General features: G+C 37.2%; 16 protein-coding genes, 1 tRNA gene and 1 other RNA gene. 16 read left to right on the forward strand and 2 right to left on the reverse strand.

Annotated elements, in window-relative coordinates; genetic code table 11:
* Positions 1 to 116: 116 nt before the first annotated feature.
* The gene (locus MCS_RS02710; protein ID WP_004855401.1) at positions 117 to 3,251 is read right to left on the reverse strand and encodes an efflux RND transporter permease subunit; all 3,135 of its coding nucleotides are present in this window, start codon (positions 3,249 to 3,251) and stop codon (positions 117 to 119) included.
* Entirely contained in the window at positions 3,251 to 4,384 is a 1,134-nt protein-coding gene (locus MCS_RS02715) for an efflux RND transporter periplasmic adaptor subunit (RefSeq protein WP_004855403.1), read from the reverse strand. The genes MCS_RS02710 and MCS_RS02715 overlap by 1 nt, the downstream gene beginning before the upstream one ends.
* Before the next feature lie 333 nt (positions 4,385 to 4,717).
* On the opposite strand from MCS_RS02715, the gene MCS_RS02725 reads away from it, so the two are divergent.
* The 16 genes from MCS_RS02725 to MCS_RS02795 all read left to right on the forward strand — a co-directional run bounded on the left by MCS_RS02725 (position 4,718) and on the right by MCS_RS02795 (position 21,038).
* Positions 4,718 to 4,794, forward strand: a tRNA-Arg gene (locus MCS_RS02725).
* Positions 4,795 to 5,284: 490 nt separating this feature from the next.
* A complete protein-coding gene (locus MCS_RS02730; protein ID WP_004855406.1) occupies positions 5,285 to 6,958 on the forward strand; it encodes a formate--tetrahydrofolate ligase in 1,674 nt (557 codons plus the stop codon).
* A gap of 197 nt (positions 6,959 to 7,155) precedes the next feature.
* Positions 7,156 to 7,389, forward strand: a complete 234-nt coding sequence (gene rpsU, locus MCS_RS02735; protein ID WP_004855408.1) for a 30S ribosomal protein S21 — start codon at positions 7,156 to 7,158, stop codon at positions 7,387 to 7,389.
* A 1,647-nt stretch (positions 7,390 to 9,036) separates the two neighbouring features.
* Positions 9,037 to 9,134: signal recognition particle sRNA small type (gene ffs / locus MCS_RS08050), an RNA gene on the forward strand.
* A gap of 232 nt (positions 9,135 to 9,366) precedes the next feature.
* Complete coding sequence (locus MCS_RS02740) at positions 9,367 to 11,289, forward strand: DNA polymerase III subunit gamma/tau (protein ID WP_004855411.1); 1,923 nt, start codon at positions 9,367 to 9,369, stop codon at positions 11,287 to 11,289.
* 14 nt (positions 11,290 to 11,303) lie between these two features.
* Positions 11,304 to 11,627: a YbaB/EbfC family nucleoid-associated protein gene (locus MCS_RS02745; protein ID WP_004855414.1), complete on the forward strand. Its 324-nt coding sequence runs from the start codon at positions 11,304 to 11,306 to the stop codon at positions 11,625 to 11,627.
* A gap of 36 nt (positions 11,628 to 11,663) precedes the next feature.
* Positions 11,664 to 12,269, forward strand: a complete 606-nt coding sequence (gene recR, locus MCS_RS02750; RefSeq protein ID WP_004855417.1) for a recombination mediator RecR — start codon at positions 11,664 to 11,666, stop codon at positions 12,267 to 12,269.
* Between the two features lie 48 nt (positions 12,270 to 12,317).
* A complete protein-coding gene (locus MCS_RS02755) occupies positions 12,318 to 13,346 on the forward strand; it encodes a YeiH family protein (RefSeq protein WP_004855420.1) in 1,029 nt (342 codons plus the stop codon).
* Between the two features lie 89 nt (positions 13,347 to 13,435).
* A complete protein-coding gene (gene tsaB, locus MCS_RS02760) occupies positions 13,436 to 14,122 on the forward strand; it encodes a tRNA (adenosine(37)-N6)-threonylcarbamoyltransferase complex dimerization subunit type 1 TsaB (RefSeq protein WP_004855424.1) in 687 nt (228 codons plus the stop codon).
* Positions 14,122 to 14,613, forward strand: coding sequence for a ribosomal protein S18-alanine N-acetyltransferase (rimI, locus tag MCS_RS02765; protein ID WP_004855426.1), 492 nt, complete (start codon positions 14,122 to 14,124; stop codon positions 14,611 to 14,613). Before tsaB ends, rimI begins: the two co-directional genes overlap by 1 nt.
* Before the next feature lie 34 nt (positions 14,614 to 14,647).
* Positions 14,648 to 16,024: a tRNA (N6-isopentenyl adenosine(37)-C2)-methylthiotransferase MiaB gene (gene miaB / locus MCS_RS02770; protein ID WP_024864173.1), complete on the forward strand. Its 1,377-nt coding sequence runs from the start codon at positions 14,648 to 14,650 to the stop codon at positions 16,022 to 16,024.
* A 158-nt stretch (positions 16,025 to 16,182) separates the two neighbouring features.
* Positions 16,183 to 17,268: a PhoH family protein gene (locus tag MCS_RS02775; protein WP_004855431.1), complete on the forward strand. Its 1,086-nt coding sequence runs from the start codon at positions 16,183 to 16,185 to the stop codon at positions 17,266 to 17,268.
* Positions 17,269 to 17,288: 20 nt separating this feature from the next.
* Positions 17,289 to 17,765 (forward strand): rRNA maturation RNase YbeY, encoded by a 477-nt coding sequence (gene ybeY, locus MCS_RS02780; RefSeq protein ID WP_004855433.1) that lies wholly within the window; start codon positions 17,289 to 17,291, stop codon positions 17,763 to 17,765.
* 98 nt (positions 17,766 to 17,863) lie between these two features.
* On the forward strand, positions 17,864 to 18,883 hold the full coding sequence (locus tag MCS_RS02785) for a hemolysin family protein (RefSeq protein WP_004855435.1): 1,020 nt from the start codon (positions 17,864 to 17,866) through the stop codon (positions 18,881 to 18,883).
* The gene (gene lnt, locus MCS_RS02790) at positions 18,846 to 20,480 is read left to right on the forward strand and encodes an apolipoprotein N-acyltransferase (RefSeq protein WP_024864174.1); all 1,635 of its coding nucleotides are present in this window, start codon (positions 18,846 to 18,848) and stop codon (positions 20,478 to 20,480) included. Before MCS_RS02785 ends, lnt begins: the two co-directional genes overlap by 38 nt.
* Before the next feature lie 144 nt (positions 20,481 to 20,624).
* The gene (locus MCS_RS02795) at positions 20,625 to 21,038 is read left to right on the forward strand and encodes a helix-turn-helix domain-containing protein (RefSeq protein ID WP_004855439.1); all 414 of its coding nucleotides are present in this window, start codon (positions 20,625 to 20,627) and stop codon (positions 21,036 to 21,038) included.
* The last annotated feature ends 93 nt before the right edge of the window (positions 21,039 to 21,131 follow it).

The raw sequence follows: 21,131 nt of genomic DNA on the forward strand, positions 1-21,131 counted from the left end.
TCAATTTTTACCGAGCACATACAAAATGAAACACTGCAAAAGTTAAAAGGTAAAATTTGAAAACGACATTTTTAAAACAAAGGTCAAAAAACTGTAAAACTCCGCTACCAGATAGATCATCTGACTTGGCTTAATTCTTTTGCTAAACGTAAATTTTCTTCTGCTTTTGATGTTATAAAACGTCCAAGTAAAAGATAAACAACAGGTGTTACATAGAGAGTAACGAGTGTTGCCAACCCTAAACCGCCGACAATAACCCAACCTAAGGCTATACGGGCTTCTGCACCAGCACCTTTTGCTAAAACCAAAGGAAGTCCTCCTAAAATAGCACAAATCATCGTCATACAAACCGGACGAAGACGAATATTAGCCGCTTCTTCTATAGCTTCACGTATGCCTTTCCCTTGATCACGCAACTGATCAGCAAATTCAACAATAAGAATACCATTTTTAGCCATAATGCCAATTAATAGAATTAAACCAATTTGACTATAAATATTAAGGCTAACACCACTTAAAAGCATTGCAATTACCGCGCAACCAAGCCCTAAAGGGACAGTTGCCATGATAATAAAACCTGAAATAAAACTTTCAAATTGCGCTGCCAGAACTAACAGAATAACAATAAGGGCAATTCCAAAAACAACTATAAAATTGGAATTTGTTTCATTGAGCGTCGCAGCTTCTCCCAAAGGAACAATATAATTTCCTTCCGACAGGAGAGGAGACGCAACTTCTTGCACAATCTTATAAGCTTTTCCTAAAGTAAGATCTGGAGAAAAATTTGTGCTTAAAACAGCAGCATTCATGCGTTCTTCCCTTTTTAATTGAGGTGCAATCGCTTTTTCATGCAAATCTGCAATAACAGATAAAGGAACATATTTATTTTCTTTTGTTCTTAAAAAAATATTTTCCAAATCAGTGGGATTGTTGATAGCATCCTTACGCGATGTAAGCTTCACTTCATAAGAATGATCATCGACATGAATGAAACCTATTTTTTTTCCATCCAATACTGTTTGTAATACATCACTGACGTTCGTGATACTAATCCCTAAATCAGAGGCTTTTTCTCTATTAATTTTAATAAAAAATTGCGGTTGTGTAGCATCAACAGAAAGTCGTGGACGAATAAACCGTGAATCCGTTTGCAAAACATTAACAATCTTATCTGCAATTGACTGTAACTTTGTATAATTGTTTCCAAGAATTGCAAATTGTAATCCTTGTCCAGTTCCTGAAGTTCCTAAAGAATTACCTTGTGCAAGAAATACAAACACTGCCGGAAATGATTTAAGCTTTGCATTAATATCTTTTGCAATTTCTTGTTGGCTACGCGCGCGCTTATTCCAAGGAGAAAATAATAAAACCAAAAAAGCTGTATTAGGTGAACCACCAATTCCTGCAATAGAATAACTGTTAGCAACTTCACCAGAATCATAAAACGGTTTTAAGCTTGCTGTAATTTGCTCAACTTGTTCATTTAGATATTGTGTTGAAATTCCCTGTGGCCCATTAATCACCAAAAGAACAACCCCTCTATCTTCTTCTGGTGTTAGTTCTTGTTGCAATTTCATAAAGCCCCCAGTACAGAACGCAAAAAAAACAAGCGAAGCAAAAACAACAGTCCAAGGACGTTCTAAACATTTATGTAAATAATAAGCATAATTTTCACTGAAGAATGCTCCTAATTTATACAAAACAACAAAACGATGTCTCTCTTCTCTATTCCTTTCAATCCGTTCTTTTAAAAAACGAGAAGCAAGCATAGGACAAAGCGTTAAAGCAACAATGGCAGAAAGTAGGACAGAAATTGCTAAAACAAACCCAAATTCTCTAAAAAGCCCACCAACTTGTCCAGGAAGAAAAGAAATTGGCACAAAAACAGCTACCAATGTCAATGTCGTTGCTACAACAGCAAAAAACACTTCTCGCGTTCCTAAAACCGCCGCAGACCGTATACCTAATCCCATATTTCGCCAACGAACAATATTTTCAAGTACGACAATTGCATCATCCACGACAAGTCCCGTTGCTAAAACAAGCCCTAAAAACGTGAAAATATTCAATGAAAATCCTATAAGATAAATCGCCGCAATTGTTCCGATCAAAGCGATTGGAATAGACAAAATAGGAACAAACGTTACACGAATATCTTTCAAAAAAAGAAAAATAACAAGAATAACACTTAGTATAGCAATAAATAGTGCAACCTCAACTTCATGAAGAGCACTTTTAATAAAGATCGCATCATCATTAATAATCTGCACATTTACAGAAGAAGGAAGAACGGTTTTAAGATGATTCAGAACCTCTCTAACACCTGTAGAAATATTAAGACTGTTAGATTGTGCTTTGCGTACAATTCCTAACCCGATCCCTGTCTCTCCATTGATGCGAAGAATAACCTTTTCTATATCAGGCGAAAAGGAAACATTTGCCACATCACCAACGCGTACATGAGGCTTTATCCTCACTTGTTCAAAAGCTTCTGGTGTTGTCAAACGTGCAGTTGCACGTACAACTAAAGCCTGTTTGGAATTGCGTAATGATCCCACAGGTGCATCGGTAGTCATATCAGAAAGAACACGAGAAATATCTGCTACTGTTAATCCATAACTAGCGAGTTTTGCTTGATCAATATCAATTTGAAAAATCTTCGTACGCGCACTATCAACTTGCACATCACCAATACCATCAACAGAAGAAAGCGCATCAATAATTTGATCATCTACAATCGTTGTTAAATCATCGATATTCATCGTTGACGAAGTTACAACAATATACATCATCGCAGATGCATCTGCATCCGCTTTAATTATGAGAGGAGGATCAGCATCTTTAGGTAGAGAACGCGCAATACGAGAAAGAACTTCACGAATATCAGATGCAGCAACATTCAAATCAACACCAACATTGAACTTAATCTGTACACGAGAACGCCCAAAAGAAGACGTTGATGATATCGTTTTGACTCCTGCAATGCGTGATACCGCATCTTCTATAATTTTTGTAACTTCACGATCAATGGTTTCTGCCGATGCGCCAGAAAAAATCGTCGTAACTGTCGTTACTGGAATATCTACATTTGGCAATTCACGTACATCAACATTCATCCATGCTGCAAAACCTGCAATCACAATAAGAGCGTTCAAAACAAAGGTGAAAACTGGCCTCCTAATAAATAATGCAATTATACCACCTTGCTCCGGCTGTACCGTAAGCTGTTCCATCTTAAATTCTTGACTCATTATATATCCCGTCCATTTTCCCCTGGTAATTGCTGTAGTTGGGTATTTGAGCCATGAAAAATAACCCTACTTCCTGGATACAACATCTGTACTCCCTGGATAACGACTTGATCACCATCTTCCAGAGATGCTTTCACAAACACCTGATTTTCTTTATGCTTAATAATTGATACTGGAATATATTCTGCTTTACCCTTTCTTACACGCCAAACAAAGGATTCTCTATTATTCCATTGAATGGCTAGAGGATTAACAGCAGGGAAAGAGTTACCATAGAATTGAAATACGACAGAAAAAGACATACCAGACAAAAGCGTATCTTTTTCATTTTCGATTTCAACTTGAACATGAAGTGTCCGGCTTTCCGAATTTATAACATTATCAACCGCATAAATACGACCAACAAAAACTTTATCTGACTGTGCCGTTAATGTTACTGTTACTTCATCCCCTTTATGAATTCGCAACGCATATCGTTCAGGAACCCATGTATCAACCAAAATATGTTCTCTATTCTCAATACGACCAATTATAGTATTAGGGGTTACAGCATTACCCTCATTAATCGGTAAAATTCCCACAATCCCACTAATCTGTGCACGAATTGTTCGCCGATCAAGATCTAAATCTGCACTACGCAAAACTAAATTTGCATTATCCAATTCTAAGCGTGCAGTAATTTCTTGAACTTCTGTTGCTGTATTGCTGGCGCGCAATTTAAGAACACGTGAAAGTGTTAATGCACTGTTATCACGTTGTATTTTTGCTTTTGCAACCGCTATTTCTTCCTTTTTAGAATCAAGCGTTGCAATTACATCTCCCGCTTGCACTTTGGCACCCGCTGATACAAAAATCTTGTCAACAATACCTGAAGATAAAGGAGTTAACTCCACCGCAGCGAATGCCCGCCCACTCCCAAGAGCATTCAACTTATCATAAAAATCTTGTACTTTTACAAAATCAACAACAACATTCGTTGGTGGATGTTCTATTGGCGCCTTTGAAATATGATGCGATGCTGTCCTATTTACTATAGGAATTAATTGTTTTGAACTCTGTTTTCCGGCCCAATAAGCAATTATGACAACGACAATGAAAAACACCTGCCGAAAGATCTTTTTTGAAAACCCCATACATCTACCCTTACTATTAATTTATCTGAAACAGCTTTAACAGTAATATTCTGGTAGCGCACTTACCCCCACCGCAAAAACATATCTCACTGTTTTCTGACTATCTTTCGTGGATTAAAACGTCAAGTTAACTATCATCCATCTTGGTTTAGACCATTAAAACAAAAAAGAAATATGCAAAAATCCAACTGAAACTGGAAATATACTGTAACCTTTTTTAAAATGTACCACACATAAAGAGATAAATTTTGTATTTCCACTAAGTTTCACTTGCAATTCCTTGATGAAACGATTAGGAACCCCTTGTCGTATGACATAAAAATTAAAAGATGCGCACCCGTAGCTCAGCTGGATAGAGCACCAGACTACGAATCTGGGGGTCAGGAGTTCGAATCTCTTCGGGTGCGCCATCATAAAAATTCCGTTTTTTCAAGGAGTTTTAAAAGGGTAAGGTTTTTCTTGTGCTATATTCTGTAGTGGATTTTTCATGCTATCAGATAGTATATTTTTTTCTTCTTATTGCGAATCGGGACTTCTTTTGAAATCTTTTAGCAATACAAGGTAGTTAACGCGTTTTCATAACACTAAAGAAGCATTTTTGAATATCTCTTTTTCCTCATCACAAGCATTAAAATGCAAAACAAAGTATGCTGCAAATCTTCACCATTAACCCCTTCCCTCAGAGTCCATAACACTTTTCTTAGTCGCTATGTAAAAACCTCATCAATAAACCGTTGGGAAGAATAAAAAATGCAATATTCTTATCCCACTTTTTAGTATCTCCTCTTGCACAGGAAGTGATCGGTCTTTATGCTATCTTAACATATTTTTACATACTATAGATTCTTTTGCCTTATTACAGAATATATTTACAAAAGCTAAATTTAAAGAATTTTTCCTATGCCTAAAACAGATATTGAAATTGCTCGTTCTGCTCAAAAGCAACACATTACAGAAATTGCGCAAAAAATTGGTATTGCACATGAAAACCTCATTCCTTATGGGCATGATAAAGCAAAAATTTCCTCTGCATATATAAAATCGCTCAACAAAAACCCAGATGGGAAACTTATTCTTGTCACTGCTATCAATCCCACTCCTGCTGGAGAAGGAAAAACAACAACAACCATCGGGCTAAATGATGCACTTAATTTTATTGGAAAAAAGACTATAGCCGCCTTGAGGGAACCATCCTTAGGCCCCTGTTTTGGCATAAAAGGTGGTGCTGCTGGAGGCGGTTATTCTCAAGTTGTACCAATGGATGACCTTAATTTACATTTTACAGGCGATTTTCACGCCATTACGGCTGCTCATAATCTTCTTGCTGCCATGATAGATAACCATATCTACTGGGGAAACACTCTGAATATTGATCCACGCCGCATTATTTGGAAACGAGTCCTTGATATGAATGACCGTGCATTGCGTGATATCGTTATTTCATTAGGTGGAGTAACCAATGGTTTTCCACGTCAAACAGGCTTTGATATTACTGTTGCATCGGAAATCATGGCTATTTTTTGTCTCGCTGAAAACCTAGAAAACCTTACTCAAAGACTCAAAAAAATTATTGTTGCCTATCGTTATGATAAAACACCTGTTACAGTTGCTGATCTTAATGCAGAAGGTGCTATGGCTGTTCTTCTCAAAGACGCTATGCAACCTAATCTTGTACAAACAATCGAAAATAACCCTGTTCTTGTTCATGGAGGACCTTTTGCCAACATTGCTCATGGCTGTAATTCAGTTATAGCAACAAAAACTGCTTTAAAGCTTGCCAATTATGTTGTTACAGAAGCAGGATTTGGAGCCGATCTTGGAGCAGAAAAATTCTTCGATATTAAATGTCGACAAGCAGGTATTGTACCAGATGCTACAGTAATTGTCGCAACAATTCGCGCATTAAAAATGAATGGTGGCATAGACAAAAATAATCTGACAATTGAAAATGTCGCCGCTTTACAAAAGGGTGCAGAAAATCTTTTACGACACATTAAAAATATGGAACTCTACGGTATTCCTTGTGTTGTTGCTATCAATCATTTTGATAGCGATAGTGAAGCTGAAATAAGTACATTACAAAAAATAGTTGGAACAACTGGGCACAAAGCTATTCTCTGTAAACATTGGAAACAAGGCGGAAAAGGTGCCATAGAACTTGCACAAGAACTTGTTACTTTGACTGAAAAAAAAGGTACGCATTTTCAATTTTTGTACCAAGACAATCTTTCACTCATTCAAAAAATTAATTGTATTATAACAAACATTTATGGTGGACGCGGTGCTATCATTGCAGATCATATTCTCAAACAGCTTGAACGCTGGGAAAAGGAGGGTTATGGTGCATACCCTATTTGTATGGCAAAAACACCCTACTCTTTTTCTTCTGATCCTACTCAATATGGAGCTCCTGTTGATTTTGAAATTCCTGTACGAGAAGTTCGCCTCTTAACAGGAGCAAGATTTATTGTCGCCATTTGCGGAGACGTCATGACTATGCCCGGCCTACCGCACCATCCTATTGCCGAGAAAATTCATCTTGATAAGAATAATGATATTCAAGGTCTTTCATAAACTTATACCTATCAACGCGTCATAATAATAGAAGGTTATTTATAACAAAAAGAATAGAATTTTTAAAAAGCAATATAGACAAACATGTTATTTATATGATATGGATTCTCTAGTATATGTCTCTTTTAGGCTATACGTCTAAATGGGATTTTGTTTTTTCCTATCATTTATGACACTGAAAAAAAGCAGGATAAATAGTGCAAGTACTCGTTCGTGATAATAATGTTGATCAAGCGCTGCGCGCGCTGAAGAAAAAGATGCAGCGTGAAGGCATCTTCCGTGAAATGAAAATGCGTGGCTATTATGAAAAGCCATCGGAGAAACGTGCGCGCGAGAAAGCTGAAGCTGTCCGTCGTACACGTAAACTTGCTCGTAAGCGCGCGCAAAGAGAAGGTCTTATTAGTAACAGTCGAACTAGTGTTGTAAAGTAGTTCGATCTTACTAAAAAAGCGTGCTTCCATTGGTATGTTATAAGATCTTGTCGGCAATTTAGCAGACAGAATACCTCTAATAGCGGGAGTATATGTATTCTTGTTTTTGTGTAATCTTGTACGTTATGCTTTTTCTTCATGTTGATTGTTTATCGTATTTCTTGTATTGGCGTGGGAATGTGCCCTTTCCTGATAAGAAGAGATAATTTTATTGTGCTCTTAGTACAAAGCTGCAAAAATAATGAATTAGTTATTACCCTCTTAAAAGCATGCGTTGCAATGATGAACGTTAAGCATAAGATATTTTGCTATTGTTTCTCAATGCAATTGTTCTTTTGTTCTTTGCGCGTAACATGTGATAATTTTTATCTGGTGTAAAACATGCTATTTTCCAAAACGACTAATCACATCAAATAGTAAAATGCAAATTACTGTTGCATTTTACTAATACCTTCTATCAAAAACGCACAGCTTTTCCTCTAACTGTTTAAAACAAGCTGTAAAACTCTATGATTTTTTATGTTTCATAATAATTTCAATACTAATACATGCTCATCTCATGAAGCTTATTCTGCCCTTTTAGCGTATTGTAATTCCTCCAATAAGAGTTATTACTTTTTATAACCAAATAGATAAAGATTATAATGCACCTTGGCTCTAAAAACCGCAACTTAGATCTGTGAATACTATACTCACACCACTATACGCCCATTTTAATGGTCTCATCGTATCATTGTGCTGCTTATTTACAATTTTTCCTCAAAAGAATATCTTGACTCACTCCCAATACCATTTCTTGAAAAGACCTATACATCTATCATGTAAGATTCCCAAAAATAATTCTTCACACTTATAAAGTAATAAACTCACCTACAACCTTTATTGCTCCATCCCCAATATTGTATATGCTTTTGCATTTACCGCATTCATAATGTGTTCATCTTTTCCAAAGCTGATTTTCCATACATACGCTGATGCTTTATGAAATCCTATCATTAAACAGTTTTGCATTTTATATTAATAAACAAAAGTATTTTCACAATAAAACAATATTTTTCTTGCCAAATACTCCATCTCTCACGCAAAGAGAACAAAATTACACAAATAACAAATATATTCTAGAAATGCTGCAACAACTATCAGCATTTTTCTTCCTAATTTTATTCTAGTTATATTGATACTTATCTCTTAACTAAATTTCAAATCTCTTTCCTTCTAGCGCTCAAAAAGAGACTAATTGCATTTTATCTCTAACTGTTAAAAATTTATCACTCATTTAAAATAGGAGAGTATGAAATACCTAGTGGTTTTCAGAATTTCTCTATTTTCTACAATTTCCTAATTTTAAATTGCTGATCGCTTGTCCTATCAAATCACCTAAGACGTATAATCAGGAAAAATTACGTCTTTCAATAATTCTTTTCTAATCAACATTTTTTAAATCCAATTATTACATTAAACAAAGCAAACACTTTGTATCTAGAAAATTAATATGAAAGAAATATTATTTCAATGAAACTGTTGCATCCCTATTGTATTCATGAAAAGAAGCATAAAATTAAGTTCAAAAGGAAAATTTCGATCATTCTTTTCATATTTCTCGTTTCTTGGCTTGATTTTTCATTCTAAATAGACAATATGACCCTGGGAGGTTGGTGATGGACGAACTGCTTGCCAACTGGGTCAGGTCTGGAAAGAAGCAGCCCTAACGAGTTCTGGTACGGGTCATTGTACCAGCCTCCTATTTTGCTGTATAAAACATATTTTTGTCGTTTTTTAGCATCACACTTTCAGTTTTTTAGTAAGATTTTGCATATTATTAAGTAAAGGGATTGTTATTGTTTTTAAGAAAATGATTTTATTTCTTAAAGAAATAAATTGATTGAGAAAAAATCCTTTTATATTAGAGTATGATGTTGGTCTGTACTTCTGTATTACTAAGATCGACGCAAAAGAGTTTCAAAGTTGGAATTATTAATGAAAAGTATGCCGAGAGAAACGGCCTATCGTGTTCTTGCTCGTAAATATCGGCCTCAAAATTTTTCTGACCTCATTGGTCAAGAAGCTATGGTGCGCACTCTCACGAATGCCTTTGAAACAGGACGTATTGCACAAGCATGGATGCTCACGGGAATTCGGGGAGTAGGAAAGACAACAACAGCACGTATTCTTGCACGCGCCCTCAACTATAAAACAAAAGATATTGATAAGCCAACAACTGTATTGGATACAATTGGTGAACATTGCACGGAAATCATTGAAGGACGTCATATCGATGTTATAGAAATGGATGCTGCTTCGCACACAGGGATTGATGATATCCGTGAAATTATTGAGCAAATACGTTACCGCCCCGTTTCTGCACGCTATAAAATATACATTATTGATGAAGTGCATATGCTCTCAACACAAGCATTTAATGGCTTATTAAAAACACTAGAGGAGCCACCACCACACGTAAAATTCATCTTTGCTACAACAGAAATTCGCAAAGTTCCTATTACAATCCTATCACGTTGCCAGCGTTTTGACTTACGGCGTATCGAATCAACGACTTTGAGCACGCATTTACGAAAAATCGCACAACATGAAAAGGTAGAAGTAGAAGATCAAGCACTTTCTATGATCGCCCGCGCCGCAGAAGGTTCTGTACGTGATGCACTCTCTATTTTTGATCAAGCAATTGCCCATAGTAATGGCAATGTCAGTGCCGTTACAGTACGCGCAATGCTAGGATTAGCAGATCAAGCACGTATTATTGATCTTTTTGAATTTATCATGAAAGGAAATATTATAGATGCATTGGATGAATTTCGAAGTCAATATGAGGCTGGAGCTGATCCTCTTACTATATTGACAGAATTAGCTGATTTCAATCATCTGGTCACACGTTTACGTTTTACACCAAAGATAGCGGAAGATCTCTCACTTACCGAAGATGAACGATTAAGAAGTTTAGATTTTTCACAAAAACTCTCCATCCCCGTCTTATCGCGAAATTGGCAAATGTTACTCAAAGGTCTACAGGAGGTGAATCAAACCACACGTCCACTTCAAGCGGCCGAAATGTTGCTCATTCGCCTTACACACGCTTCTGATCTACCAACTCTTGATGAGGCTTTAAAAAAGCTTACGCAAGAAAAAGCACCTCTCACAATTGTTCAAAATTCTTCTCATCAAGAATCCAAGCACGAAAATAATACAGTAGAAGAAGCTGAGACATATGCTCATTCTTCCTCACACGTTTCAAACAGGTCACCAAACCAATCTGACATCAAAACATCCTTTGAAAATCAATTAGATCACTCCTTACAATCAGAAGGCTTACTTAAAGCTCAAACTCCTGAAAGTATTAGCGCCTCTAGCACAACAGAAGTTCTTGAAGCCCCTTACTCTTCTACTCTTTCCGAAAAAAATACAAATTTATCACACTCTCCTATGCAAACAGCAAAAGAAATCACCGAGCAAAAAAACATCGTTATTAATTCTTTGCACGATATTATTAAACTCGCTGAACAGCATAATGAAATCTCTTTTAAACTGCTTGTGAAGGAATTTGTTCATCCTGTTGCCTTTGAACCAGGACATATTACTCTGAGACTTGCTGAAAATGCTCCGCGTTCACTTGCTCGGACTATAGAAAAAACGCTCTCTCAATGGACCGGGAAACGTTGGACTATCAACTTTGTCAAAGAAGGAGGAGGACCAACTCTGCAAGAAGAAAGTGTCACTGTCCAAAAGACCCTTTTTTCTCATGCACAAGAAGATCCCGATATTGTAAAAATTCTCAATCATTTTCCAGAAGCAAAAATTGTCGATATTCGTTTAAATAAACAAGAAAATGATCTTGATTTACTCCCCAATACCATTAAAGATGAGGGTAGTATCAATGATGAATGAGGATCCCCTTTCCTATGCGCGATATGATGAATATGATGAAAAAAGCCAAAGAAATGCAAGCAAAAATGCAGAAAATTCAAGAAGAAATGGCTAATTTGCAAGAGATTGGTATTGCTGGTGGTGGGCTCGTTAGCATTACATTAAACGGCCAAAATATCATAACGGCAATTAAAATTGATCCTTCACTTCTTAAACCTGAAGAAGCTGAAATCCTTGAAGATCTTATTATGGCAGCCTACAATGAAGCCAAAACAAAAATTGAAATGGCTATGACAGCAAAAACCCAAAACATGACAGCAGGATTACCGCTCCCTCCGGGTTTTAAACTCCCGTTTTAATGAACCAAATTTTACTTAATCCCTCGGAATAAGAGTATGTCTAAACATGTTTCAGGACCTGAGATCGAACGTCTCATTCAGCTTTTAGCACGAATCCCAGGTCTCGGCCCACGTTCGGCTCGCCGTGCAGCTCTACACCTTATTAAAAAAAAAGAAGCATTACTGGAACCCTTAGGAGCAGCAATACAAACAGCCGTAGACAAAGTCTGCATTTGTTCTACCTGTGGAAATGTCGATACAACTGATCCTTGTTCAATTTGTACAGATCCTCGCCGCGATGATACAACAATAATTGTTGTTGAAGATATTGCTGATCTCTGGGCTCTTGAACGGGCAAGAACTTTAGCAGCACGTTATCATGTTTTAGGTGGACGGCTTTCACCATTAGATGGGATGGGACCTGATGAACTTAACATTGCCTCTTTAATACAGCGCGTTGTACAAAATCCAATTACAGAAATTATTCTCGCTGTTAATGCCACCGTGGAAGGGCAAACAACAGCTCACTATATCACTGATCAGCTTTCTAATTTTTCCGTTAAAATTACTCGACTTGCCCACGGAGTTCCTATAGGAGGCGAACTTGATTATCTTGATGATGGAACTTTAGCAGCGGCCTTACAAGCAAGAACAAACCTTTAAAGCTTTCTTTTTTTGCTTATAATATCTTTTATGCAGGGGAAATTTAAAATGATCAAAAAAAGTCTTTCGCTTCTAAATGATTTTCTTCCTGGTATCCTAGTATGTTTGCTTATATCAGCCTTAGCCTATGGCTTAGAAGTCGTAGAAAGACAGCTTTTTGTAGAAGCATGGCTTGAAAGTCTTGTTTTGGCAATTCTCTTAGGGTCTATTACCCGTAGTTGTTTTGCTTTGCCAACATATTTTCAAAAAGGCATAACCTTTTGTGCAAAAACACTTCTTGAAGTTGCTATTGTTCTTCTAGGAGCAAGTATTAGCATTCACGCAGTTCTTTCAACCGGCTGGAGTTTACTTTTTAGCATCATATTCGTTATATTTATAACTATTATCCTTAGTTTTATTATTGGCCGACTTTTCGGACTTACTTCGCATTTAGCAATGCTAGTTGCCTGTGGAAATGCTATTTGTGGCAATTCAGCTATTGTCGCCGTCGCACCTGCTATCAAAGCAAAACATGAAGAGGTAGCCGCATCAATCGCTTTTACTGCTCTTTTGGGGATTCTTATTATTTTATTCCTACCTTTTTTACATCCGATTCTAAGCTTGTCATTTAGTCAATATGGAGTACTCGCTGGCATGGTTGTCTATGCTGTTCCTCAAGTTTTGGCGGCAACTGCATCCGTATCTTTTATGAGTGTCCAAATTGCAACAGTTGTCAAATTGGTTCGGGTTTTAATGTTAGGTCCCCTTATATTTGCTCTGTCCATTATCTATCATCGTTCAGCCCAAACACGCTTGCGTTGGCATACTCTTGTACCATGGTTTATCATAGGTTTTATTATAATGATGCTTGTCCGTTCAAGCGAGCTTATTCCTGAAACAGCTATATACCCAATCAAGCTGATTGCCCAGGTATTAACTATTATTTCAATGGCAGCATTAGGATTAGGCGTTGATATCCGTTCACTAAAAAAAGCAGGATGGCGCGTTATTTCAGCTTCAACCTGCTCCATACTTATCCTGGGAGCTTGCAGTCTTATCATGATACAATTAAATGATTTAAATCATATAACATTTTAAAAAATGTACTCTAAAAATATCAATGAACCAATAAAATACAAAATCCATTAAGACTTTTGTTTGTTACATTATTTAACTAGAATATTCCTATGCTTATACTTGCTATAGACACTGCTTCAATCTATTGTGCTGTTGCACTCGTTCATAATCGATCTGTTCTTGCACGCGTTAGCGAACGCATGAACAAAGGACACGCTGAAAAACTCATCGGATACATTGCACAAGTCACTGATCAAGCCAACATTACTCTTAATCAAGTACATCGTATTGCTGTCAACATTGGGCCTGGATCATTTACTGGTGTACGTGTTGGTGTTTCAACAGCAAGAGCTTTAGCACTCGCGCTAGAAATACCAGCTGTTGGTATAAGCGCGCTTGAAGCATTAGCAGCGCAAGCAACTGATGAAAATACAGCATCAGCAATCACTGTTGTCATTGAAGCCGGTAAAGGTATGTTCTACCATCAAAACTTCAACAAAGATCTTTCACCTTTAAGTGCACCTCGCTTAAAGACAATTGAAAATATTATTGAAGATTTACCGCAACAAACGAAACTAACCGGTCCAGCAGCTAATATCATTGCTCTGCATATTGAAAATAATAATAAGATAAACAAAAAAATCATCCTAGATCCAATCTTATGCGAAGCTGCTGATATTGTAAGCTATGCTTACCTTTCTGCCAGCAAACAAACACACGACCACCCTAGTCCACTCTATTTACGTAATGCTGACGCAAAACAACAAACCGGTTTTGCCTTACCACGAAAAAAATAATGGCCAAACTTTCCTTGACAAAAGAAAACTTTCGGATTGCTCCGCTACAAGCTGATGATAGTATTCTACTTCATAAAATTCATAAACTTTGTTTTGTTCATGCTTGGAAAAAACAAGTTTTTGATAATTTTTTAACAGATCACTCTATTTTCGGATATAAAGCCTCTCCCATTGTTCAACCTGATAAAATTCTAGGCTTTTGTCTATGCCGTCTCATTCTTGATGAAGCAGAAATTATTACAATTGCTGTCCACCCTCATTACCATCGACAAGGAGTTGGTACCTTGCTTATCGATAATATACTTCTCCATCTTCAGCATCAACGCGCTATAAAATTATTCCTAGAAGTAGAAGAAACAAATCTTTCTGCCTTAAGCCTTTATCAACGTTTTGAATTTCAAAAAATTGCTAAACGCTTAGCCTACTATCCATCGAAAAACAGCCGCACAGATGCAATCGTTATGCAAAAAACTTTTAAGCAAATAGATTGAGATTTACGCAAAAAACATTTAGACATGCGCTATGATGAATAAAGCAAACCCTAAAAACACCTCTCCTGTTGTACCTAAAAAGGTTTTTATCAAAACCTACGGCTGTCAAATGAATGTTTATGACAGCCAACGCATGACTGACAGTCTAAATTCACAAGGTTATGTTACAACACAAACACCAAATGATGCTGACCTTATTCTTGTTAATACCTGCCATATTCGTGAAAAAGCAGCAGAAAAACTCTATTCTGATCTTGGTCGTTTGCGCGTGATGCGTCAAGAACGAGCACCTGACAAGCCCCTGATGATTGGTGTAACCGGTTGTGTTGCACAGGCCGAGGGAAATGAAATCTTACGCCGTGCTCCAACAGTGGATCTCGTCATTGGTCCACAAATGTATCATCGTTTGCCGGACTTGTTAGAACAAGCCAAGCAGGGGAAAAAAATCGTCGAAACAGACTATGCTGTTGAAGATAAATTTGCTCATTTGCCGGCTCTCAATAAACGTGCCGTAAGAAATAGGGGTGTTAGCGCATTTTTAACAGTACAAGAAGGCTGCGATAAGTTTTGCACTTTTTGTGTTGTTCCATACACACGGGGTGCCGAAATATCGCGTTCTGTCGAGCAAATCACCGAAGAAGCGCGCCAACTTATAGAAGCTGGAGTCAAAGAAATTACGCTCCTTGGACAAAATGTAAATGCTTGGCACGGGCAAAATGCTCATGGTAAAACTTGGCGTCTTGGTGATCTTCTCCATCATCTTGCCAAACTGGATGGTTTAAAGCGCTTGCGTTACACAACTAGCCATCCACGTGATATGGATGATAGTCTTATTGCTGCACATCGAGATCTCGATATATTGATGCCTTACTTACATCTTCCTGTCCAGTCGGGTTCGGACAGAATCTTAAAAGCAATGAACCGTCAACACAAAAGTATTCATTATCTTCATCTCATTGAAAAAATTCGTACCGCACGGCCTGATATTGCTTTTTCAGGCGATTTTATTGTAGGTTTTCCAGGAGAAACAGACGAAGATTTTAAAGACACTATCAAACTTATTCAACAGGTAAAGTACAGTTCAGCCTATTCCTTCAAATATTCACCTCGACCAGGAACTGTTGGGGCAACAATGAAAAATCATGTTGACGAAGCGGTAAAAGATGCCCGTCTTCAACATTTACAAATTCTTCTCCTTGAACAGCAACAAGCGTTTTTACGCTCTAAAGTTGGTGAAACAACCGATATTCTGATTGAAAAAGCTGGACGTTACGCGGGGCAAATGATAGGGCGCTCGCCTTGGCTTTTACCCGTTGTTGTGGATACAAAAGCCTCTACAGGCACCGTGATGACAATTCACATTAAAAATGTAAGCTCAAATAGTTTTGTTGGCGAAACAGCAAATATATAACCGCCCTCATCGCTTATTCAAAATACAAAATTTATAGAACTCTTTTATTTTTGAAGAAAGTCATTACATTTAAGGTTCATGCTTTTATAAAAAATAGATTGTTTTTATGAAGTTTATTCGAAAAAATATTCAGCATTTAGTGGATAGAGGAGAATAGGTTGAAAGCTTCAACCGCAAAATTAAAACGTATTAAAGAAAAAATAAGTTCTTGCCCTGAATACACAGATGTCTCAGGAAAAGCAAGTGTAGCAGATGTTCACCATGTTGTTTTAATTTTTGAAAACAATCGATATGCACAAACAGTTTTTGGTAAATTTAATGAAAATCTTGCTTATATTGAACAAAAACTTGGCATTAACATTCATCCACTTGGGAATGAAGTTTCTATTCATGGAAACGCTGCTGCTACAAAACGCACGCAATATGTATTGCAACAACTTTATGAACAAGCCAAAACACATCAAGAGCTAACATTATCAGATACAGAAGACGCAATTGCCATGGCAACTTTTCCACAAGAACAGCAAGAAACCCTAACAACAAAACACATACCAGCGCGATTGAAGACTCATAAAAAAACAATCCATGCCAGAACTCCAACACAAAATGTCTACATACGTGCAATGGAATCTACAGAACTTGTTTTTGCTATAGGGCCAGCAGGAACAGGAAAAACATATCTCGCTGTTGCTCATGCTGCAATGCTCTTAGAGCGTGGTATCATTGAACGAATTATCCTCTCACGTCCTGCCGTTGAAGCTGGGGAACATCTTGGCTTTCTTCCTGGTGATCTTAAAGAAAAGGTCGATCCCTATTTACGTCCACTTTATGACGCTCTCTATGATATGATGCCTGTCGAAAAAGTAGAGCGCATTTTAGCTTCTGGCGTCATTGAAATTGCTCCTCTTGCTTTCATGCGTGGGAGAACACTTCCCCATGCTGCTATCATTCTTGATGAAGCGCAAAACACCACACCTATGCAAATGAAAATGTTCCTCACACGTCTTGGAGAAGGAGCACGTATGATCGTCACTGGTGATGTAAGCCAAATTGATTTGCCTGCCGGACAAAAATCGGGTTTAATCGAAGCAATCCGTATTCTTTCAAACATAGAAAATATTGCAATTATTCATTTTGATGAAAAAGATGTTATACGCCATCCTCTTGTTGCCGAGATTGTTCGTGCTTATGATTATGATTCTAGTGTACAAAATAAAAAAATACCTCCCTCTCGCGACGCATAAAAGAATGAATTCTATTTGTCATGATTACTATTGATATAACTCTGGAAAGCACTGGGTGGAATGATGAAAAAATGCTCTATACTCTCACCGAAAAAGCATTAACAACTACAATGCATCATGTTTCATTGGGAAATGTTGTAAGTGAAGTCAGCTTGCTTTTTACAGATGATCAACATATGGCACAGATCAATGCGCAATGGCGTAATAAAAATAAACCCACCAATGTATTATCTTTTCCTGCTTTTCCTATTAAAGCTGGGGATCCTCCTGGACCTATGCTTGGTGATATCATCATTGCACGAGAAACTGTTGCACTTGAAGCAAAGCAAGAGGGAAAATTATTTCAAGATCATTTGACGCATATGATTGTCCATGGCGCTCTCCACCTTCTTGGTTATAACCATGAAACAGATGATGAAGCATACCAAATGGAAGAGCTTGAAAGAGAAATCCTTCAAAAGCTTTCCATAAAAGATCCCTATACTGAATTATCTTAAAATGATAAAATAATTTTTAAAAATCACTATCACAAATATCCAATTTAAAGCGTTTTATGTCTCCGTTATAAAAAGAAGGTTTAAAAGATTTTAGAATCATGGCAAACAAAGCGAATGCACAAAATAACAATCAAGCATCTTCTGATATTGAAGAACATCCCCCACAGCGAACAAATCATCCAGAAAAATACTCCCTGATAAATCATCTGTTTTCATTTTTACGGGGACGCAATTCTACGTCACTGCGCGACGACCTTACTGTTGCACTCATCGCTGATAATGAAAAAGATACTGCTCTTTTTTCACCTGAAGAACGTACTATGCTGCACAATATCTTACGCTTGCGCGAAGCGCGTGTTGATGATGTCATGATTCCACGTTCTGAGATAGCAGCGTTGGAAATAAACACTCCTCTAGGGGAGGCTCTTAAATATTTTGCGAAAATTGGTCATTCGCGTATACCTGTTTATGTTGAAACCTTAGATGATCCAAGAGGAATGGTTCATATCCGTGATATCCTTAATTATATAACACGCTTTATTACACAGTCAGTGCAAAACGTGCAAACATCCGATTTGCTGCAGTTAAGTCATACAGATTTACATACCCCAATCGGTAACTTAGACTTGGTTCGGTCAGTCCTCTTTGTTCCTAGTTCCATGCTGGCAAGTAAATTGCTAACACGAATGCAAACGACACGAACACAAATGGCTTTGGTAATTGATGAACATGGTGGCACAGACGGTTTAGTTTCTATGGAAGATATTGTTGAATTAGTTGTTGGTGACATCGAAGATGAACATGATAATGTTGACAATGCTATCGTGCGTGAGCCTAATAATAGATGGCTCGTTGATGCACGAACCGAACTAGAAGATGTGGAAAAAGCTCTTGGTCCTCATTTTGTCGTAGGAGAATATGGTGATGAAGTTGATACTATTGGTGGTTTAATTGTTTCCATTCTTGATCGTATTCCTGCAAAAGGTGAAATCGTTGAGGCCATACCTGGCTATCGATTCCGTATTTTAGAAGCTGATAAACGTCGAATTAAGCGATTGCGCATTTTTCGTATCCCAGAAAATGAGAATTTTGAGAAAAATGCCATCCCTAAAGAATAATCGAGCGTTTTTAAATAACTTCATACTTTTTTTATTTTCTGTTACCGGTTGGAAACGGCAAGCGTGGGTATTTCTATGTGGAGCATTAACATCGTTTGCACTTCCACCGTTTTATTTGACTCCTCTCTGCTTTTTTACTTTCCCTGTCTTCACTGTTTTACTTGATGCAATAAAAACCATAGAAAACAAGAAAAAACGTCTTCTCACTTATGCTCTAAGCTGTGGAACCTTCGGTTTTAGTTATTTTATTTGCAGCCTTTGGTGGTTAAGCAATGCCTTATTAACAGACCCTGCTACTTTTGGTTGGGCGGTACCATTTGCTATTTTGTGTCCTCCTATCTATCTCTCCCTTTATTGGTTTTTTGCTGGTTTTATTATTGGTTTGTTATGGACACAAGGAATAGCACGCTTCTTTGTACTAGCTTTTGGGCTAGGATTAGCAGAATGGTTGCGGGCACTTTTATTCACAGGTTTTCCTTGGAATGCTCTTGGTTATACAGCTATGCCAACTCCAATATTCATGCAATCAGATGTAATTGTAGGACTTTACGGAATGAATATTCTAGTTGTTTTAGCCTACAGTTTGCCTACCGTTTTATTAACAAAAGAAAAAAAGAAACCTGCACTTTTTCTTTGCGCATCCCTTATATTGGTCCACAGCGGTTTTGGATTTTATCGCCTCAATACTGCACCCAATATAGCTGATTATCAAAAAAACAGTCATTGGGTACGCATTGTACAACCTTCTATTCAGCAAAACGTAAAATTAGACAATACAACACGAGAAGCTCTCTTTACGATGCACATGAATCTCAGTCTAATACCAAAAGCAGAAACTATTCCAGAACCTGACTTTATCATATGGCCCGAAGCATCCATTCCCTACCTCCTTTTTGATAACTCTAACATCACAATGCGCATTGCTTCTCTATTAAAACCCAATCAATGGGCTATTATTGGTGCTATGCGAGCTAGCAAAGATGCCTCTGACCTACAAACAAAATATTTTAATACAATTGCAGTCATTAACGCCAAAGGTCATATTCTAAACACTTCTGACAAACTGCACCTAGTGCCTTTTGGAGAATATCTTCCTTATCAGGATTTATTTAAAAAAATTGGATTACATGCCCTTGCTGATAATATTGGTGGGTATAGTGCTGCTACTGCACGCAAAACTGTCGTGATGCCAAATGGATTTTCTTATCTTCCTCTTATCTGTTATGAAGCAATATTCCCCAATGAAATGTCTTTTCAAGGTTCTCCTCCTCAAGCAATTATTAATGTGACAAATGATGCATGGTTTGGAGTAACACCTGGCCCGTATCAACATCTTCAACAAGCACAACTCCGCGCTGTGGAATTAGGAATCCCGCTCATACGAGCAGCGAATAATGGAATATCAGCTGTCATTGATTCTTATGGACGAATCATTGTAGCTCTCCAACAAAATGCTGTTGGTATTATTGATTCACCGATTCCATCATCAGTCAGCCCTTTATGGGGCAATGAATACAGGATATTCTCTACTTTTATCTTGTTTATTCTTATGCTACTGTGTCGTTTCGGTTTTGGTTATACAAAACAGCTTAAATGATTGAATGCCCATGTATGTATCATGTTGTGCATATCAGTAACATTGGGAAAAGTGTTACATATTATCTTAATTGTATGGTAAACTGACTTCACGTAAATTTGATGTTGGTTTAGAAGTAAAGTGCTGGAAATAAAGAGTTATATTATGACCGAAACTAGAAAAAAACCAGATCCCATAGATATTTATGTTGGAACCCGTATTCGTTTACGTCGTAACATTTTAGGACTTACTCAGGAAAAGCTAGGTGAAAAACTAGGTATTACTTTTCAACAAATCCAAAAATATGAAAAAGGTACAAATCGTATTGGTGCAAGTCGCCTTCAAGCGATGGCGGAAATTATGGATGTCCCTGTATCTTATTTTTTTGATAAAGGCATTAATACGCAACATGAAGAAGGGTTTGCTGAAAACGATAGTAATTTTATGGATTTTTGCTCCAGTAGTGAGGGAATTCAACTCATGCGTGCTTTCACAAATATATCTGATGCCAAAGTGCGTCGAAAAATTATTGATTTAGCAAAAGCTCTTTCTGAGGAAGATTTGACAAACAAACTATAAAAATACCCTTTCTTTTATTCATTCATAAATCAGCATTGTCGATTTGCTGTAAAATTGGCAAATAGAAGCAATTTTAAGAGACGATCAATAAAA

The organism is Bartonella doshiae NCTC 12862 = ATCC 700133 (genome assembly GCF_000278155.1).
Lineage (GTDB): Bacteria > Pseudomonadota > Alphaproteobacteria > Rhizobiales > Rhizobiaceae > Bartonella > Bartonella doshiae.

Bases quoted from the DNA above. Each gene is read 5' to 3' on its own strand.
- MCS_RS02785 (WP_004855435.1), top strand. From the start codon at position 17,864: ATGGCAAACAAAGCGAATGCACAAAATAACAATCAAGCATCTTCTGAT.
- MCS_RS02730 (WP_004855406.1), top strand. From the start codon at position 5,285: ATGCCTAAAACAGATATTGAAATTGCTCGTTCTGCTCAAAAGCAACAC.
- MCS_RS02740 (WP_004855411.1), top strand. From the start codon at position 9,367: ATGAAAAGTATGCCGAGAGAAACGGCCTATCGTGTTCTTGCTCGTAAA.
- recR (WP_004855417.1), top strand. From the start codon at position 11,664: ATGTCTAAACATGTTTCAGGACCTGAGATCGAACGTCTCATTCAGCTT.
- lnt (WP_024864174.1), top strand. From the start codon at position 18,846: ATGAGAATTTTGAGAAAAATGCCATCCCTAAAGAATAATCGAGCGTTT.
- MCS_RS02715 (WP_004855403.1), bottom strand. From the start codon at position 4,384: ATGGGGTTTTCAAAAAAGATCTTTCGGCAGGTGTTTTTCATTGTCGTT.
- MCS_RS02755 (WP_004855420.1), top strand. From the start codon at position 12,318: ATGATCAAAAAAAGTCTTTCGCTTCTAAATGATTTTCTTCCTGGTATC.
- MCS_RS02795 (WP_004855439.1), top strand. From the start codon at position 20,625: ATGACCGAAACTAGAAAAAAACCAGATCCCATAGATATTTATGTTGGA.
- tsaB (WP_004855424.1), top strand. From the start codon at position 13,436: ATGCTTATACTTGCTATAGACACTGCTTCAATCTATTGTGCTGTTGCA.
- MCS_RS02710 (WP_004855401.1), bottom strand. From the start codon at position 3,251: ATGAGTCAAGAATTTAAGATGGAACAGCTTACGGTACAGCCGGAGCAA.
- ybeY (WP_004855433.1), top strand. From the start codon at position 17,289: ATGATTACTATTGATATAACTCTGGAAAGCACTGGGTGGAATGATGAA.
- miaB (WP_024864173.1), top strand. From the start codon at position 14,648: ATGAATAAAGCAAACCCTAAAAACACCTCTCCTGTTGTACCTAAAAAG.
- MCS_RS02745 (WP_004855414.1), top strand. From the start codon at position 11,304: ATGCGCGATATGATGAATATGATGAAAAAAGCCAAAGAAATGCAAGCA.
- rimI (WP_004855426.1), top strand. From the start codon at position 14,122: ATGGCCAAACTTTCCTTGACAAAAGAAAACTTTCGGATTGCTCCGCTA.